A 17,817-nucleotide genomic window follows, 5' to 3' on the forward strand; every position below is an offset into this window, starting at 1 on the left:
AATAAACAACAATTCCTCTAAGACCTTGTGCTATATTTTAGACAAATGTTTATCAAGTAGAAATATATGCTGTTAAATCGTTTACGAATCCCTCTAGTTATAATAAGTGCATTACTACCCCTCGCCTTACTAGGCTGCCAAACCAAAAGTATCAATCATTCAGCACAAGCCAGCCCCATTATCGACGATAAGGAATGGTCAGCGACCACACTCGAATCCAGACTGTTTCAAACCACCACAAAATATGAGTGGCAATTAACCCATGTCAGCGATGATAATGGTCGAATTAAGCCTCTTAACCAAAAGCTGCCTTTGATAATGGAGGTACATCCAAGCCTTTTAACATTTACAGAAGGCTGTCAGCGTCACCAAGTTTCTTTTGATATGTGGTTACCATTACCGTACCTTTATGGGCAAATCAATGTCAGAGAACCATCTGATAACTGCACCACAGTAAACCATTCAATTATCGAAAATTTGAGTAATAAAAACACAATCAAGAACAAAACAGGAAATGTCGTAAATGGTGTTTTTATACCCTATTCAGATACAGCTTTCAGATTTGATCCAGTACTACCAAACTTTGCACAGAGTTCTAACAAGACATTAAAACAGCTGGCTCTAAAAACCAATAAAGGAAAAACACTGATTTTTTCGGGTACGCCCAAGCCTGAATATCCTGTGGTGGGCATACCGCTGACCAATGCACTATTAGAGCGATACCAATGGCGTCTTATTAGTGCAACTGACGATACCAATAAAACTATTAATAAATTTAATCGTCCAGATGTACCTATTACTGCAAACTACAGACTTGGTTCACATGATTATAGCAATCCTCAGCAAAGTAGTTTTAGCCAAGGTGTTGGATTTTCTGTCGGATGCAACGGGGCTGGTGGGTCTTATGCTTTATCTACTAATCAAATATTGCTAATTGGTGGCAACCCTTCAACGATGGTAGGGTGTGGTGATGACATTGATGATATTGAATCAAGCCTTAGCGGGCTAATGCTTTATAGTTCTAGTCAGTTAACCCTGGACAATCTTGATAAGCAGAAAGTATCTAATCCTTCTGATAATTCAGAATCCAACTATCTCCTTACTCAGAAGTTAGAATCAGGCGAAACCTTAGTTTGGCAAAGCGAAGTAAAGAAAACACCGTAACCAATTTTCAAACCCATACGATACTTACATTTATTAACCGATTGTTGCGCTTTTAATGAATATCTATGACAAGCTCTTAGCTATACTGATTGCGATATCAACGATATGTTGTAACAAAACCAGTAACGATTATAAATATAAAAATTTGAAAGACTATTTAAATAAACGGAGAAGACGATGAAAAAAGTAATTCTTGCAAGCGCTCTATTATGTGGTTCTGCTCTAGCTATGACTGGTTGCCAGAGTACAGAAGGTCAATTAAAGACTGGCAATCCACTGAATCAACCTGTGTTGAAATCAGCGCTTAAAACAACAGACGCGAATAAAACGGAAGTTGGACAAGTTTTCTTACGCCCAGTCGATGGTGGTGTACAGGTCTACGGTAAGCTAATGAACCTGACACCGGGTCAGACTGTTGCCCTACATATTCATGAAACTGGTAGCTGTGATGTTATGGGTAAAGCGGCAGGTGGTCACTTTAATCCGGACAAAAAGCCACATTCTAATCCTGATGATATGAATGGTCATGCAGGTGATTTGCCAAACCTAACGGCAAATGAAAATGGTGTTGCTACTATTAATTATGTGAACAAAAAAATCGCGGCAACAGAAGCAGGTAAATACAGCGTTAATCGCCTAGCCTTTATCGTTCATGGTGGTACTGATGACTATACTAGTCAGCCAGCAGGTAATGCAGGCGACCGTATCGCTTGTGGTATCATCGAAAAGAACTAATGACATTTAGAGTTTATTGACAGCATAAAAAAACCTCTTAGATTATCTAAGAGGTTTTTTTATGACTTAAAATATTACGATAGCAAGATGGAGGTACAAAGCCTAAAGGTAAAAAAGCATTACTCTTCTACCCACTCGCCTTTGCGCCAGTACACACCCCAACGCGTGGCTTTGCCATTTTTCTCAGAGCCGATATACTGCTCTTTTTTCTTACGTGACCAACGTAGAATCGTTGCATTACCCTCAGGATCTTCGTCTGGACCTTCAAAGAGATATTGGAACTTGTCTTCCATTTTGTCTTTGATTTCTCTTAGCTCAGCGAGCTTTGGTGCACGTGTCTCCCTTACTTTCGGGAACTTAGATGCTGCCAAGAACATCCCAGCTGCGCCTTCACGCAAAATGAAGTAATCCTCATGCTTGACCGATTTTAGCTCTGGCAAGTGAATAGGATCCATGCGCGGTGGTGCTGCTTCGCCTGTTTTTAGTACTTTACGAGTGTTGTCACATTTCTGACAAGCGAAGTAAGGACCAAAGCGTCCCGTCTTCAGCTCCATCTGTCCATCACATTTATTACAATCGATGGTAGGTGCGTCTGAACCCGGTACTTCGAATTTACCTTCTTCTAAAATATAGCCGTCGCAGTCAGGGTTATTACCGCAGATGTGTAGCTTAAGGCCACCATCCACGATATAGCCGTTCATTGCGGTGCCACATTTCGGGCAGCGTTTTTTCTCCATCAAATCTTTGACTTCGGCCGCTTCGTCTTCCTCACCTTCGGCATCATCAAGATTAGCAAAAGCTTCGACTGGCATTAAGTTCTTGGTGCCTTTACAGCGCTCTTTCGGTGGTAAATTGTAACCCGTACAACCTAAGAAGACACCCGTAGAACCTGTACGTAATTGCATCGGACGATCGCAAATATCGCAGTGGACGTCTGGTACATCGGTTGGATCATTTGGACGCATGCCGTCTTTTTCTTTAGCACGATCAAGCGTGGTTTTGAAGTCACCGTAAAAATTATCGAGGACATCTTTCCAGTCTGTATCGCCTTCTGCCACATGATCAAGCTTGTCTTCAAGCGCGGCGGTAAAGGTATAATCCATCAAATCTGGGAAACTTGCCGTCAGTCTATCAGTAACGATATCGCCCATTTTTTCGGCAAATAAACGCTTGTTTTCAAGCTTCACATAACCGCGATCTTGAATGGTCGAGATGATAGAAGCATAAGTCGATGGACGACCGATGCCTTTTTTCTCAAGCTCTTTGACTAAGCTTGCCTCGGTATAGCGCGGTGCAGGCTTGGTAAAGTGTTGGCTTGGATCAAGCTTGTCTAGCGTTAACTTATCGCCTTTTTTGACATCAGGTAACAAGGTATCATCGGTCTTCGCCGGCGGCATGACTTTGGTATAGCCGTCAAATACTAGCGTACGACCACGCGCTTTTAGCTCGACATCATCAGCACCAACAAACAAGTTCACTGACAGATACTTTGCTGGTAGCATTTGGCAGGCGACAAACTGACGCCAAATCAGCTCATACAGACGTATCGCATCACGTTCAACGCCTTTCAGCTGTGTGGATTTCATATTGACATTAGACGGACGAATCGCTTCATGCGCCTCTTGTGCGCCTTGCTTATTGCCATAGAAGTTAGGCTTTTCTGGTACATACTTCGCGCCATAGCTGTCTTCGATATAGCCACGGACAGCGGCAAGTGCATCGCCAGATAAAAAGGTCGAGTCGGTACGCATATAGGTAATATGACCGGCTTCGTATAAACGCTGCGCCAAAATCATAGTTTTCTTAACCGAAAATCCCAATCGCGTACTGGCTGCTTGTTGCAATGTCGAGGTAATAAATGGCGCACTCGGACGTGATTGTGTTGGCTTCTCTTCACGCTCTTTAACGATAAAGTCGTTGGCGTTAAGCACTTCTAAGACTTTATCCGTCTGCTCTTTATTGACAAGCTTTAGCGTTTTGCCACCTTGCTTGGTCGCCTCTAAACGAATGGCAATTTGTTCAGCGTCTTTTTTACTGCTGGCGACGTGAGTATCAGCATGAATCTGCCAGTACTCTTCTGGGATAAAGGCGCGAATTTCATGCTCACGCTCGACCACTAAACGCATGGCGACCGACTGTACACGCCCTGCTGACAGACCGCGTGCAACCTTTTGCCACAATAATGGCGATATCATAAAACCAACGACGCGATCCAAAAAGCGGCGTGCTTGCTGGGCATTGACGCGATCGATATCGAGTTTTGAGGGCTGCTTAAAGGCATTTTGAATGGCGGTTTTGGTAATCTCGTTAAAGACCACGCGCTCATACTTGCTATCAGCGCCACCGATGACTTCTTTGAGATGCCAAGCGATGGCTTCCCCTTCTCTATCCATATCCGTTGCCAGATAGATTTTGTCAGCGTCTTTGGCTAAGGCTTTGAGCTCTTTGATGACTTTGGTTTTGTTTGGCAGTACTTCGTACACTGCTGCCCAGTCATGTTCAGGGTCGATACCCATGCGACGTACCAATGCTTGCTGCGCTTTTTCTTCTTTGCTCAGACTGTCATCTTTTTTGCTAGTCGCTGGCTTCTTCGCGCTTTTACTCGCACCGACGGGTAAATCGCGTACGTGTCCGATACTCGAGCGAACAACGAAGTCATTGCCGAGGTATTTATTGATCGTTTTTGCCTTAGCTGGTGACTCAACAATCACCAAAGACTTACCTTTGGAGCTGTCAGAGACAGGAGCTGGACTTTTTTTAGTTGTGGTTTTTGCCATATTTGACGACACCATAATATAAGTAGTTTAAAAGTAAGGTTAAATTCAGCAGCATGGTAATTTATGGAAGCTGATCATCATAGATCAACGATTTATTGTAATAATAGCTGCCGATATAAAAAGGTATAAAGCAAGCAACGACGCCGATACGAGTCATAAAACAGCAATAAAGATACAAAGACGTTACACTGCTAGGCGCTGAGCTGTCAACTGTAAATAACTGGGGCATCGCAAAACTGCTTACCTATTGCTCATTAATGGAGACTAAAAAACGATTTACTAGTTCTTGCGATTTTTTTGCATCTGTAACGCCCACGCTTTAAGCTGTGCTTTTAGTACTAGTAAGTCTGCCTCAATCATTTTTTGCTGATAATTAGGATTTGTTACTGGGCGCACATAGGCGATATCTTCCCAGTAAATAACAATGCTATTGGACTTGATTAACAAGGCTTTTACAAACGGCTCAATACTGGCTGGCAATGCTAGCGGCACTTTGTCCAAGCTAAAATTGGTTTGAGGTGGCGTATTGCCATTACTACTGCCACTCGCATTTTTGTCTGCAGGGTTTGCGTTGCTGTTTGCATTGCTATCTGGTCGCCAGCACCCATCGATGACCTGATAACGGGTTAGTGGCAGTTTGACATTATCTAGCACCAAGCCATACTGACCAAGCATCCCGCGACCATATTCATTGTCTTTGCCCATGATCCAATCCGGACAAGCGATCAGTTTTGGGTTCAATTGTAAGCGACGGGCGGTCATGCGTAAATGATCCAAGCGCTGATCGATACCGCTCGGTTTGAGCGCCATCATACTCCCTAGTACAAATAGTACAATGGCGATGACAATCCATATTCCCATAACAACCTGACCTTTAGCTGAATTAAAATACTGCTGAGGCGATACATTTGACCTGATCTATCATAAAACCTATTAACGAGTAACTGACTGACCAGTGATTTGTCGTACCCGTCCTTATAATAAGCACGAACCATAAAAAATCAAGCAGGGCTCATAAAGGGATTAGTCGATAATCAGGTGATTGCCATTTGATTGGCACTTGATTGGCAAATGCATTTCACCCAGCAATCCTACTATTTATACTGGCATATCAATCAGTTAGTACGAAAAAAAATAAGTTTAATAACAAGATACAAAAAGTTGTACGCAGCAAAAAGTGCTATGATAAACCATAATTTTAGACGCGCGCAGGTTTATTATGAATTATCTTATTGAGTCAAACTCATCAACCGCTCTTTTAGCCAGCAAACTGACGAATAAATTCATGAGTAAAACCAGTATCGTCTTTTCGCTGATGAGCGCCGCATTATTCACCCTGTCAGGCTGTGCCACGACCCAAAGTCTCACACCGCAGCAGTGCCAAAGCAGCAATTGGCAAGAAGTCGGCTACACCGATGGCATCCGTGGACGCTCGGGCGCATACTTTGGTCAATATACCAATCAATGCGCCAGCGTCGGCGGTGCTAGCCCCAACCGCATTCAATGGGAACAAGGTCGACAGCAAGGTCTAAAAAATTACTGCACTGAGCTTAATGCTTATAAAATTGGTCGCGAAGGCTATGACTGGCAGCCTGTCTGTCCCCTTGAGGGCATCGAGAAGTTGGAAGAAGCTTACTCTCAAGGACGCTACTATTATATTCGCCAGCGTGATCTTGATTACCTACGCACACCCTATCCATTTGCCTACGGACCTGCTGGTCGTTATGGTTATAGTCCATTTGTCTATGGTTGGTAATCTAGGGCGTGTCATCAATTAGCACATTTGTATATTTAGTGGTTTTAAAATGGCTAAATTCTGCTAAACATCGTCATCCTTGCTAACCATATGAAGCTTCTTATCCCTTCAAAAAACCATATCGAAATCAAGATAACGATAATTGAACGAGATATTGTGGCAAACGGGACAGTGTATTAAATAAGTTTTGCATTAAAGGAAACCTCGCAAGGTTACCCTAGCGAGGTTGAAAAAAGTTTATTATTTTAATTATTCTTATTATTATCTTGGGGTCTGTTGAACATTCAAATATTAGGACTGCTGATCGCTAAAATCGCATCAAACTAGGCGTAAACCGACGATAATGTCGAGACCTTAGCTAGGTTTATATCGCTCAGCCTGCTAATTTTACTGATAAGCTTCTTAATATAAGCACGGTATTAGGCACGGCAAATTACTTTATTCGTTAACAAAAGCTATTTTACTAAGACCAGCCTGACTGGCAGCGGCGAGCACTTGAGCGACAGTGTCGTACTTACTGTCTTTGTCAGCACGCAATTGTACAGAAGGATCTTTACCCGCGGCACTTTGCTGTTGTAACCGTGCCTCTAGCTCCTCCATGCTAATCGCATCGCTGTCCCAAAATATCCCTGCGTCTTTATCAATGCTGATTTGAATAGCCTCTGGCGGTGTTTCATTGACCTCGGCATTGGTCTTCGGCAACTCTAATGGCACCGTCGGATTCAAGACGGTCGCCGTCAATAGAAATATAATCATCAATACCAGCATGATGTCGATAAGCGGAATGAGGTTCATCTCATTCATACTTTGACTATCATCATCGCCCAATTGAAATGCCATAATCACTCTCAATACATTTGGTTATTCGCAATACAGCTCGTTTGGCTCTCGCCTAACGGACTGTTTCATCAATGGATAATTGTTAAGGCTGCGACGCAGCTGAACTCTGATAATGCGTCACTTGCTGAGCATCTGCTGCGTTTGAGTGCATACTTTTTGCCAATGAATCTTGGGCAACTGTAGACTTGCTGTCTATTGAGGGCTGCTGTGTGACTACCATCTCGACAGAATGTGCCAATAAGTCATGCGCTCTGTCGTTGGCGTGATACATCACACGGCGGTTGATACGCACTGCAAGGTTATAAAACACCACTGCTGGAATCGCCACGGCAATCCCCAAACCTGTCATAATAAGTGCCTCACCAACTGGCCCTGCCACTTGTCCCAAGCCCGCTTGCCCACTCATACCGATATTATGCAGTGCATGGAAAATACCCCATACTGTCCCAAACAAGCCAATAAACGGCGCAATCGCTGCCGTCGTCCCAAGGATAGGCAATCCACGCTCGCTGGCAAAGCGATAACGACCAATATGCTTGAGCAGGGTCTGCTCAGTAACCACACGGCGAGTAGAGGTATCTGCGGCTATCATCTCGGCCTGTTTTATCTGAATCTGTTGACTCAAATCATCTGCAACATTGACGGCCAATTTGCGGCTTTGTAGCACACGAATAATGCCAGTCACCCAAGAGAGGATAGATAAAGCCAGCAACAAAAAGAACAAAGTTTTTGTCACCATGTCGCTGATTTGCCAGTATTGCATAAAGTCCATATTAGACTCCTTAGAGTATTGTTTTATTATCTAGTCTCGCTGCAGCTAATAAATCTATGCAGATGACAGCGACGATATTAGTGCCATATATAAATAATGGGTCAAAATGCTTATGGTTAAGGAACGACATATTCGATCGGCAAGGTCACGTTGCCTACCACTGGCACACCAGCTTCGGTAAAGGGCTTAAACTTGCCAGAGTCAGCTTGTTTTTGTGCAGCTTGGTCTAATAATCTATTACCAGAAGATTGAGCAACGCGTACATTATCAATCCCGCCCTGCTTATTTACTCGCAACACTAAAACGACAGTCAATTTATCACCTGACCTAGCTCTGCGTGCCGCACTAGTCGGAAAACTAAAGTTCGGTCGTGACGCCCAATTGGCATTGGTCGCTGTGAAGTTCACAGGAGTATTACTTGCGGCGGCAGCGGCGGCCTGTGCTTTTGCACGAGCAGCGGCTTCTGCGGCCGCTTTTGCTTCTGCTGCTTTTTTGGCATCCACTTCGGCTTGAGCCTCTCGGGCAGCTTTGGCATCGGCTAATTGTTGGGCTTCTTGTGCGGCTTTTTTAGCTTGTGCTGCCAATATCTTACGGTTGTTATCAGCAGCTAAAGCATCTGCTTGAGCTGTTGATATCGACTCTTGCCGTTTTACTTCATGTTTAAAAGGTTCGTTTTCCACAGCCTTTGTTGTATCAGGTTGCGCCTTCGTTTTAGGCTTCAAATTAGGCTTTTCTGATGTTACCACTGGTTTGACAGCTGGTTTAGTCTTCGCTAGCGGCTGAGATTCTTTCACTATTTCAGGTTTAGTGGTAGTGACAGACCTAGGCTGTGGCTGTATAGGTTTTACAGGCTCAGCAGTATCCATCGCAACCTCTGGCTCTTTCGTTTCAGCCGGTAACGTCACCATCTCGATCTCGATAGGTGGCGTGTCTTTTTCTGGTTCAACTTTTATCTCAGGGGTCTTGATCGCCACTAATGCGACTGCTGTCAGCACGTGCAAGCCCACCACTATAATAATAGCCGCGAGTATCAATTTGAGTGGTGGCGCGTCTAAATCCGTTGAACTCATAACACCCTAATATTAATTAACCGAGGTAGAATGGCGTAGATAATAATGCAAACGATAACTATTATCAATAATAAATTTATAATGATTTGCTTATCAGGTAAATGCTGAACCAATAATTTGCATTATTTGAAAAGAAAAATCTGCTTAGTCATTCGGCTATCCTATCTCGAATATCGCTATCGAAACTTATTGTGTTGAGGCAGTCAAAATCAATAAACACAGAAACGTTAATAAAACTCATTATCATTTGTATTGATAATGAGTCTCAATTAATTTATCATAGCCACTGATTGATTGCCCATCTTATAATATAAAAATTTTCAAGATATTAGGGCTTGTCTTAATAATATAAGCGTCTCTATATTTAAGCGTAAAAAACAATCAATAAAAAAACATGACTTTTAAAGTAATACCGTCGAGCATTGTATAGCGTGGAGCATCACGCTAGATAAGCTCTTTTTCTTTTCATATGGCCAATCATTTTATTTACACGTTGTCCAACCAGCTAATATACCGAGTTATTTATGTCTATCGCTTTATTGTCTAACCGCTCTCCTAGCACCTTTTTTAAACGCCCATTACTGACTGCTATGACGACCGCACTCGTTGCTAGTATCAGTGTGGCAGGCTGTAGCTCACCAGAATCAACGGACTCTGAGCCAACAGATACCACGACTGAAAATCAAACTGCTGACAACAGCGCTGCTAGCACTATCACAGTGGATACCGTAAAAGGAGACGTCGAGTTAGCAGTAAACCCATCGCCAATCGTGGTGTATGACATGACATTGATGCAGGATTTGGCAGCGCTTGATGTGGCTATTGATGGCGCGCCAGCCACAACACCTCTAGATAACTTACAAGCCAAAAATCAACCAGCACCTGCAGGCGTCGGTACGGTATTTGAGCCAGATCTTGAGGCATTGAATGCTATGCAGCCGCAAGCTATCTTAGTTGGCTCACGTATGGCTGAAAAATATGACGAGCTCTCTAGCATTGCCCCAACACTAGACATGTCTATTGATACGGCCAATATTTATGAGTCAAGCAAACGCCGCTTGGCCGATTTAGGCGCATTGTTTGGCAAAAGTGAACAAGCCGCTAGATTACAACAAGATATTGACGGTTTGATTGAAGAAACCAAAGCCGTCACCAAAGACAGCGGTACTGGCCTAGTGGTCATGGTCAATGGCAATAAAATGTCTGTATATGGTGCTGAATCACGCTACGGCTTTATTCATAATGTCGTAAACGTACCCATCGCTGATGATCAAATCAAAGAAGGTCGTCATGGTCAGCCAATATCTTTTGAGTACTTACAAAAGACCAATCCAGATTGGCTATTCGTCATCGATCGCAGTGCCGCCATTGGGGAAGATGGCGCTGGTGCCAAAGCCGTGTTAGACAATCCGTTGGTCGCGCAAACCAACGCATGGAGCAAGCAGCAGGTGGTTTACCTTAGCCCAGACTCATATCTTGCCTTTGGCGGTTATTATCAGTGGATGCAGGATTTAACGACGATTAAGACAGCCTTCGCTAACGCGAAATAAAAGCGATGACCATACAAGCCATATTTTTAATCAAATACTAATAAGCCAGTAGACGTTATGTCGTTATTTTCCTCTCGCGCTCATGCCAGCGTTAAAGCTAATACTTCTTTGCCAGCGGCAACATCAAGTTGGAAAAGAAGCACTGGCAACAGTCTCAATTCTAAACATCGACGTGCCGTCATACCACCGTGGTTAATTAATACAGCAAGCCTCATTATTATGGGGCTTTTGGTGTTATTGAGCTTATCGATTGGTGTGGCTGATTTTTCATGGTCCGGTTTTCTACACAGCCTTATCAATCATAGCGCCAACTCTGATAGCTCGCTTTTTTTAGTCAGCCGACTCCCCCGCACTATTGCGATTATCTTGACTGGTATCTCGATGGCAGTGGCTGGGATGATTATTCAAGTGGTGCTAAAAAACCGCTTTGTAGAGCCATCCATGGTCGGTGCGACTCAAAGTGCCGCACTTGGTTTGCTAGTGGTTAGTCTGCTATTTCCAGCCAGCGCACTCATTGTCAAAATGGGCGTGGCGACCATCGCTGCCGTATTTGGCATGATGCTGTTTATGCTGCTGATTCATCGTATTCCGCCGACGGATTTTTTGATGATTCCACTGATTGGCATTGTCTTTGGCGGCATTATCGAAGCGGTTAACACTTTCATTGCCTATCAAACCGAATCGCTACAGATGCTAAGCGTTTGGCAGTTTGGTGACTTCTCTGGCGTGTTAGCCGGTCGGTATGAGTTGCTATGGCTGACCGGAGGTCTGTGTGTTTTGGCTTATATCATCGCTGATAAGCTCACCATTGTGGGACTTGGCGATAATATCGCACTGAACTTGGGTATTAGTAAACGGCAGGTCACCTGGCTTGGTGTGGGTATGGTCGCAATGATGAGCGCTGTCGTCGTGGTCACTGTTGGGATGATTCCTTTTATCGGCTTAGTCGTGCCTAATATCGTCAGCCGATTGATGGGAGATAAGTTACGTCGTAGCTTGCCAGCAGTCGCATTGCTCGGTGCCTCAGCCGTCCTACTCTGCGATATTATCGGGCGCTCGATTCGCTATCCGTTCGAAGTGCCTGTCGCGACGGTATTTGGCGTGGTCGGTACGGTGCTGTTTTTATGGCTACTATTGCGCGCCCCAGCTGAGCAGTAGCAAGGTCTTTATTCACTTTCGGCACTTATTTACCGTCGTTCATTTTTTGCTTTATTAGATAAGCTTGGCACCATAGGATTTTTGTATGTTCTCATCAACTAAGCTTACTGCCACAAAGACTGGTGCTACCAAAACCAGCACAGCGATAGATAGCTCATATTCAACAGACAGCCCATATTCCACCTCTGCTATTCAGAGTCAGTTGGCAAAATTTTGGGCATTCATAGCTGAGCATCCAAAATCCATCGCAGCCATTATTCTACTTATCTCAATGTTGCTATTTTTGACACTCAACGTCAACGGACATTGGGGCTTTGCCCTACCATTACGTGGCAAAAAACTGCTGGCATTAGTGGTGGTCGGCTATGCTATCGGAGTGTCGACACTACTGTTTCAAACCTTAACGCACAACCCGATTCTCACCCCCTCCCTACTCGGGTTTGATTCGCTCTATGTTCTATTGCAAAGCTTATTGGTTTTCTTTTTGGGTGCGATTAGCTTTACCAGTATCGACCCTCTTGCCAAGTTCACGCTTGAGATTGTCTTGATGTTTGGCGCGTCGTTATTATTATTTAAACTACTATTCTCAAAAAGCAGTCAAGATTTGACGCGGTTGATATTGGTCGGTGTTATCTTTGGTGTGTTGTTTCGCAGTTTATCAACCCTGATTGCACGGCTGATTAATCCTGATGACTTTGTGGTGGTGCAATCTGCCAGCTATGCACAGTTTAATACGGTCAACCCGCAGCTGCTGGGTATCAGCTTATTTATCTGTGCTATCACTGCGATATTTGTTTGGCGCTGGCGTTATCAGTGTGATGTGTTGATGCTCGGTAAGTCCCAAGCTATTAACCTTGGTATCCATTATCAACGTCTCGCATTTGGCCTATTAACGGTCATCGCTATATTGGTCGCCACTGCTACGGCTTTGGTCGGCCCTGTGACGTTCTTTGGCTTATTGGTATGTGCATTGACCAATCGTATCGCCCGTCATATGTACCACAGCGAGCGGCTGATATTGGTCAGTCTGGTCGCTATGATTTGCTTGGTACTCGGTCAAACCATCTTTGAGCAAGTACTGGGTATGGCAGGTGTGTTATCAGTCGTGATTGAACTCGCGGGCGGCTTGGTATTCTTATTATTAATTTTTACGACACAACGTAAATAAAGACAAGAAGCACTATGATTAAACTAAATAATATCTCATACCATATTGGCAAACAGCAAATTCTACATGACATTACGCTGTCTCTACCAAGCGAACAAGTCATTGCTTTGATCGGCCCTAATGGTGCTGGTAAATCTACCTTGTTTTCAGTTATGTCACGCCTGCAACCGCTACAGTCGGGACAAGTGAGTTTCGCTGTAAATAATGAGGAACGTGATATCGTCAGTTGTCATGCTCGGACGTTGTCTAAGACAGTGGCGATGCTTGGCCAAGACAATCAAGTGCAAGGTCGATTGCGTGTACATGAGCTGCTGATGTTTGGGCGTTATCCCTATCATCAGGGACAACCGACTACTGACGATCAGCAAAAAGTACAAGAGATTATCGAGCGATTTGAGCTGGGGCTGTTGGCCGACCGCTTCTTATCGACATTGTCTGGTGGTCAACGCCAGCGCGTACTGATTGCTATGATTGTCTGCCAAGATACACCCTATTTATTGCTCGATGAGCCGCTGAATAATTTGGACATGTATCACGCTGGTCGCCTAATGCGTGAGCTACGAGAGCTGAGCCACAGTCAGCAGAAGACCGTCGTCATCGTCTTACATGATATCAATCAAGCCGCACAATTCGCTGATACAGTGGTCACGATGAAAGAAGGACAAGTGATGGCTGTTGGTCAGCCAGTCGATGTCATTACGCAAGAGACCATGAAAGAATTGTACAATGTCGATGTGACCGTGCTAAACCATCAAGGTCGTCCAGTGATTGTTGATGCGGTTTAAGTACAGAATTTTGCAAACGAAAAAAGGAATTGTCGATGCATAAAGCTCTATTGAATAATCGATGGATAAACTATAAAAATCTATCTCTATTAATTTTAGTGATTAGCTTTTGTCTGTGCCTGTCTTCTGCTGTAGATAAAGACATAGCAAATACCCTGACTTGGTTAGGTTTCACTTTGTATGCTCTAAGATTAGTCGTTATTCCTATGGACTTTACTCAAGATATTGCTTCCGTAGATTACACAAAAAACTATGACGAAAATAATAGCTGGCATAGAAATGTCATGCTAGGTGAGACGTTTGCTTACTTCATTTTTACTGTCTCGATAGCATACACAATATTTTTGCAATTCAAGTGATAACTAGGGCATGCCTTTAATGCAGTACATAGCTATTTACTGAATTAAAAGCCTACCTTAGAAATCTGGCAATATTACCTACCCTTTTGCATCGCTTTTAAGCGCTGTTGACGACCTTTCCACCACAGATAAACACCAGTCCCTGATAATACTGCTACAGCCAGTCCAATCATCGCCAAAAATACTTGATACAATCGATGACTCCACCCTTGACCGATCTGCCCCATATGCAAGGTTGATAGCCATTGGTCTGCTTTATTGCCAAAGGTATTTTGATAACCAAAATTGACGCGCTCGACATTGCCTGTTGCCGCATCAACAGTAATAGATGACGCGCCACCGTGCGTACCGATATCTTTATCCGTTTTAAAGCGCATCTGCCATTGCTTGTCTTCTTCGACCCAGCGAATACCTAGCAGCTGCTGCACAGACACGCCGTTCTGTTGCGCTACACTATCGGCTTGTGCGCTTAAATAGGCAATGCTATTGGTCTTATTCACCACATGAGTGATTACATCCACATCGTTTAAGCGATTATTGACCCCCGTATTTGAATGTGCACTCCCATCTGCACGACTGTTTTGTTCTGCTGTTTTATTCGGCTCAGGTTTGGTAGTTGGTCGCCCTTCTCTTGGGGTCAATCCGACAACAGCTTGCATCACTGGCTGATAGACGGATTTTAAATTAAATCCGACACTTGACCACGCAATGACGAATAGCATAACCCAAAGCCATAAACCAAAAGCATGATGTAAATCATAGTTGAGCTTAAAGAGATTGGTTTTGCGACGAATTTTCCAAGCAGGTAGCCAACGTTTAAAAAGCGAGGCGCGCTTTTTGTTAGAAGCTTGCTTGGTTTTATTTGATTTAACCGCTCGTGGAAAGGTTAAATAAAAACCAATAAAGCAATTGATAGTCCAGACCAGTGAGACAATGCCCAAGACCCATTTACCAATGTCACCAAGCAATAAGTCGCGATGTAACCAAAACACTTTCCACATGGTATTACGCCATGCCCACTCATCTCTATCACGAGTACCGATGATATTACCGTCATAGGGGTTCACATACACTTCTTGAAACGGTGCTTTCGGTTGATTTTCGGCGGTCTTACCTCGGACTCTATCTACCGAAAATACTGCCGACCTGTCCATCGCTATCGACGTCGGCATGCTAGAAAAGGTATGTTCTGGATAGGCACTGATGACTCTATCATGAAGCGTGGCGATAGGCAGTTGCGGTGTCTCTTGGACGTCGACCTGAGCTAGTTTATGATTGAACACATCGTCCAGCTCGTCATGAAAAGCTAATAGTGCACCAGTGATACTGGCGATAATTAAAAATGCTGCCATGGCAAGCCCCGTATAACGGTGAATCCAAAGGCAGGCTTGGCGAGGGTTAAGTGAAATCATTGGTCTTGGTTCTTTGTCATATGTTGTTTTAGTAGGTACTTATCAGTTAGCACGTCACTGCTGTTGTAGCCAATTTAAAAGCTAATAGGCAATAAAAAGCCAGCTCTCATGTAAAGACAGCTGACTTGATAAGTACTATTAGACTTAAACTAGATAACCTAAATTAGAACTGATACGTTAAAGACGTTTTGATATTACGTCCCATCTCAAAATCAGTATAGGCATCATCGATAGAATTGCGTGACGCATGGCTCGCATAAGTCTCATCAAAGATATTGTATACACCTAATGTGGCTTTTAAACCTTCGATTTGAGTTGGCGTATAAGTCATAAAGATATCGTGCACGTCATAGCCTGGTTTTTCGTTGTCATCACCAGCGGTATTCGGTGTCACATCGGCTACATAAGTACTGCGCCAGCCAAGCTCGGTAGTGTTGGTTGGAGCGTAACCCAGGTTGACCATGTACTTGTCGCCAGACTCAGAGCCACTACCACTGACAGAAGAAATATTATAACCAGTATCTTCACCTTTGCTACGCGCACGAGCATAGCTTAGACCCATGTTGAAGTTATCTGCTCGATAGTCGGCTGATAGCTCTACCCCTTTGATTTTGAAATCTTCGTCATTATTAATGACACCTTGGCAGGCTTCAGGGGCAGCACTTGTACCTAGTTGGCCAGTTGTGCAATTCATACCAGTTCTACTACCACCTGCACGTACAAACTCAATATAGTTTTCGATATTGGTTTCAAAGTATTTAGCACTTAATTTAAGAGAGTCATCAGCCATAGTCAGCCCGCGCAGCGTTGTAGCAATACCGACTTCTGCATTGTCACCTTCTTCTGCTTTTAGATCATTGTTCACATAGGTATCAACACCATCGGAATTAAAAATCGTTTGGCTAAGGTCTGGACCATTAAACAACTGAGTATAGCTCGCAAATACTTGGGTACGTGGTGCAATCTCATAACTAGCAGCTAATGCGCCAACGACATTGTCATAAGTCTTGCCAGCAGATACATACTCTGGAGACTCATAACGGTCATAACGGACACCTGGCGTTAAGCTAAGCTTACCCATTTGCCATTGGTCTTCTAGATAGACTGAGGTATTGGTCGCTTCATCGGTACTGGTGTTACCAAAGTCGCGTGTCATCTCAGATTCTTTTTTGTAATGTTCAACCCCAGCGATTAACTTATGAACCCCTGGCACACCATTGATGATACTGCTATCGATGATACTGGTGTTTTGTACTTTGCCGCCTGTGGTTTTTACTTCTGCATCAAACTCAAACCCAGGCTCGCCATCAGAGTTACGCAAAATCTGCGTGCTGGTCTGATAGACATTGGCGTCTACATTGACCAACTGGTTGGCAGGACTATAGGCATAGTCAAGCGCGTAGGTATCGCGTTTGACTTCCTGCGGAATGATTGGGTTCCAGCCACCAGCAGGAAAATCTGGACGTAATGGGAACTTGCCTTTGTTTTCGGTACGGCTGAAGCTAGCACCTACATGATGATCACTACCGACATAAGCACCAGCTTTCAATAGGATATTTTCGCCTTCGCTGTCTTTTGTTTGAATGTCACGGCCTTTGCCGTCTTCGCCAGCATTGGCATCACGCTTGCCATAATAAGCCAGTAAATCAATATTTTCTGTTGGCGTACCATAAACAGTGGCTGAGGTTAGCAGTTCATCATTGTTGCTAGCATAACCCGTATGAAGCTTAGCACCTACTTTTTGACCAGGCTTGAGTAAATCTGCCGCGTCAACTGTCTCAAAAGCAACCGCACCGCCGATAGCATCATTGCCTAGCGTCACTGAGTTATTACCGACTGATACCTCTGCTTGTTTTAGCAGATCTGGATCGATGGTGACATCACCCATATGGTAGAACAACGCGCCTTCTTGACGTGCGCCATCAATCGTTACTTTTAAATTAGTATCATCAAGACCACGTACACGAATACGTTGGTTGACCGATGATGTACCGCCCACGCTTACTCCTGGCACAACGTCCAGAAAATCGCTCAAGTGGCTGGCTTGTGCCGCTGGCGTATAGTCATCTATATAAACAGAGTCTTCTTGTACAGCGTTACGTACTGAGCTATTCGCTGTTACGGTGATAGTCTGTAACGTCGTATTTGGCATATCTGCTGCCGTTGCGGCACTGGCAGCTTGCGTCCATAATACTGCTGCGACACCCATTGACAATACCGTCAATTGACTAGATAACTTTACTTCGCGCATAACACACTCACTTTATTGAC

14 protein-coding genes are annotated in these 17,817 nt (G+C 44.0%); 7 read left to right on the forward strand and 7 right to left on the reverse strand.

Annotated elements, in window-relative coordinates:
* Positions 1–66: 66 nt before the first annotated feature.
* The gene (locus tag IOD06_RS03620; protein WP_194619176.1) at positions 67–1,164 is read left to right on the forward strand and encodes a hypothetical protein; all 1,098 of its coding nucleotides are present in this window, start codon (positions 67–69) and stop codon (positions 1,162–1,164) included.
* 177 nt (positions 1,165–1,341) lie between these two features.
* A complete protein-coding gene (locus IOD06_RS03625) occupies positions 1,342–1,899 on the forward strand; it encodes a superoxide dismutase family protein (protein WP_189580036.1) in 558 nt (185 codons plus the stop codon).
* Positions 1,900–2,018: 119 nt separating this feature from the next.
* On the opposite strand, the gene topA is transcribed toward IOD06_RS03625, so the two are convergent.
* Both topA and IOD06_RS03635 read right to left on the reverse strand, forming a co-directional pair.
* Entirely contained in the window at positions 2,019–4,676 is a 2,658-nt protein-coding gene (gene topA, locus IOD06_RS03630) for a type I DNA topoisomerase (RefSeq protein ID WP_010196278.1), read from the reverse strand.
* Between the two features lie 279 nt (positions 4,677–4,955).
* Positions 4,956–5,537 (reverse strand): hypothetical protein, encoded by a 582-nt coding sequence (locus IOD06_RS03635; protein WP_194619178.1) that lies wholly within the window; start codon positions 5,535–5,537, stop codon positions 4,956–4,958.
* Between the two features lie 358 nt (positions 5,538–5,895).
* Between IOD06_RS03635 and IOD06_RS03640 the strand changes: the two genes are divergently transcribed.
* Positions 5,896–6,432 carry a DUF2799 domain-containing protein gene (locus tag IOD06_RS03640; RefSeq protein WP_227669864.1) on the forward strand — a complete coding sequence of 179 codons (537 nt, stop codon included), beginning with the start codon at positions 5,896–5,898 and terminating at the stop codon, positions 6,430–6,432.
* 438 nt (positions 6,433–6,870) lie between these two features.
* On the opposite strand, the gene IOD06_RS03645 is transcribed toward IOD06_RS03640, so the two are convergent.
* The 3 genes from IOD06_RS03645 to IOD06_RS03655 all read right to left on the reverse strand — a co-directional run bounded on the left by IOD06_RS03645 (position 6,871) and on the right by IOD06_RS03655 (position 9,114).
* A complete protein-coding gene (locus IOD06_RS03645) occupies positions 6,871–7,272 on the reverse strand; it encodes a biopolymer transporter ExbD (protein WP_194619180.1) in 402 nt (133 codons plus the stop codon).
* 82 nt (positions 7,273–7,354) lie between these two features.
* Positions 7,355–8,044 (reverse strand): MotA/TolQ/ExbB proton channel family protein, encoded by a 690-nt coding sequence (locus IOD06_RS03650; protein ID WP_194619181.1) that lies wholly within the window; start codon positions 8,042–8,044, stop codon positions 7,355–7,357.
* 116 nt (positions 8,045–8,160) lie between these two features.
* On the reverse strand, positions 8,161–9,114 hold the full coding sequence (locus IOD06_RS03655) for an energy transducer TonB (protein WP_194619182.1): 954 nt from the start codon (positions 9,112–9,114) through the stop codon (positions 8,161–8,163).
* A 524-nt stretch (positions 9,115–9,638) separates the two neighbouring features.
* On the opposite strand from IOD06_RS03655, the gene IOD06_RS03660 reads away from it, so the two are divergent.
* The 4 genes from IOD06_RS03660 to IOD06_RS03675 all read left to right on the forward strand — a co-directional run bounded on the left by IOD06_RS03660 (position 9,639) and on the right by IOD06_RS03675 (position 13,775).
* Positions 9,639–10,664 carry a siderophore ABC transporter substrate-binding protein gene (locus IOD06_RS03660; protein WP_194619183.1) on the forward strand — a complete coding sequence of 342 codons (1,026 nt, stop codon included), beginning with the start codon at positions 9,639–9,641 and terminating at the stop codon, positions 10,662–10,664.
* A gap of 57 nt (positions 10,665–10,721) precedes the next feature.
* Positions 10,722–11,822: an ABC transporter permease gene (locus tag IOD06_RS03665; protein WP_194619184.1), complete on the forward strand. Its 1,101-nt coding sequence runs from the start codon at positions 10,722–10,724 to the stop codon at positions 11,820–11,822.
* An 85-nt stretch (positions 11,823–11,907) separates the two neighbouring features.
* A complete protein-coding gene (locus tag IOD06_RS03670; RefSeq protein ID WP_194619185.1) occupies positions 11,908–12,990 on the forward strand; it encodes an iron chelate uptake ABC transporter family permease subunit in 1,083 nt (360 codons plus the stop codon).
* Positions 12,991–13,004: 14 nt separating this feature from the next.
* Positions 13,005–13,775, forward strand: coding sequence for an ATP-binding cassette domain-containing protein (locus IOD06_RS03675; RefSeq protein ID WP_194619186.1), 771 nt, complete (start codon positions 13,005–13,007; stop codon positions 13,773–13,775).
* Between the two features lie 433 nt (positions 13,776–14,208).
* On the opposite strand, the gene IOD06_RS03680 is transcribed toward IOD06_RS03675, so the two are convergent.
* Both IOD06_RS03680 and IOD06_RS03685 read right to left on the reverse strand, forming a co-directional pair.
* Positions 14,209–15,546, reverse strand: a complete 1,338-nt coding sequence (locus IOD06_RS03680; RefSeq protein ID WP_194619187.1) for a PepSY domain-containing protein — start codon at positions 15,544–15,546, stop codon at positions 14,209–14,211.
* A gap of 163 nt (positions 15,547–15,709) precedes the next feature.
* Positions 15,710–17,797, reverse strand: coding sequence for a TonB-dependent receptor (locus IOD06_RS03685; protein WP_194619188.1), 2,088 nt, complete (start codon positions 17,795–17,797; stop codon positions 15,710–15,712).
* Between the last annotated feature and the right edge of the window lie 20 nt (positions 17,798–17,817).

The sequence above is a fragment of the Psychrobacter sp. N25K4-3-2 genome (assembly GCF_015351755.1).
In the GTDB taxonomy this organism is placed as follows: Bacteria; Pseudomonadota; Gammaproteobacteria; order Pseudomonadales; family Moraxellaceae; genus Psychrobacter; species Psychrobacter glaciei.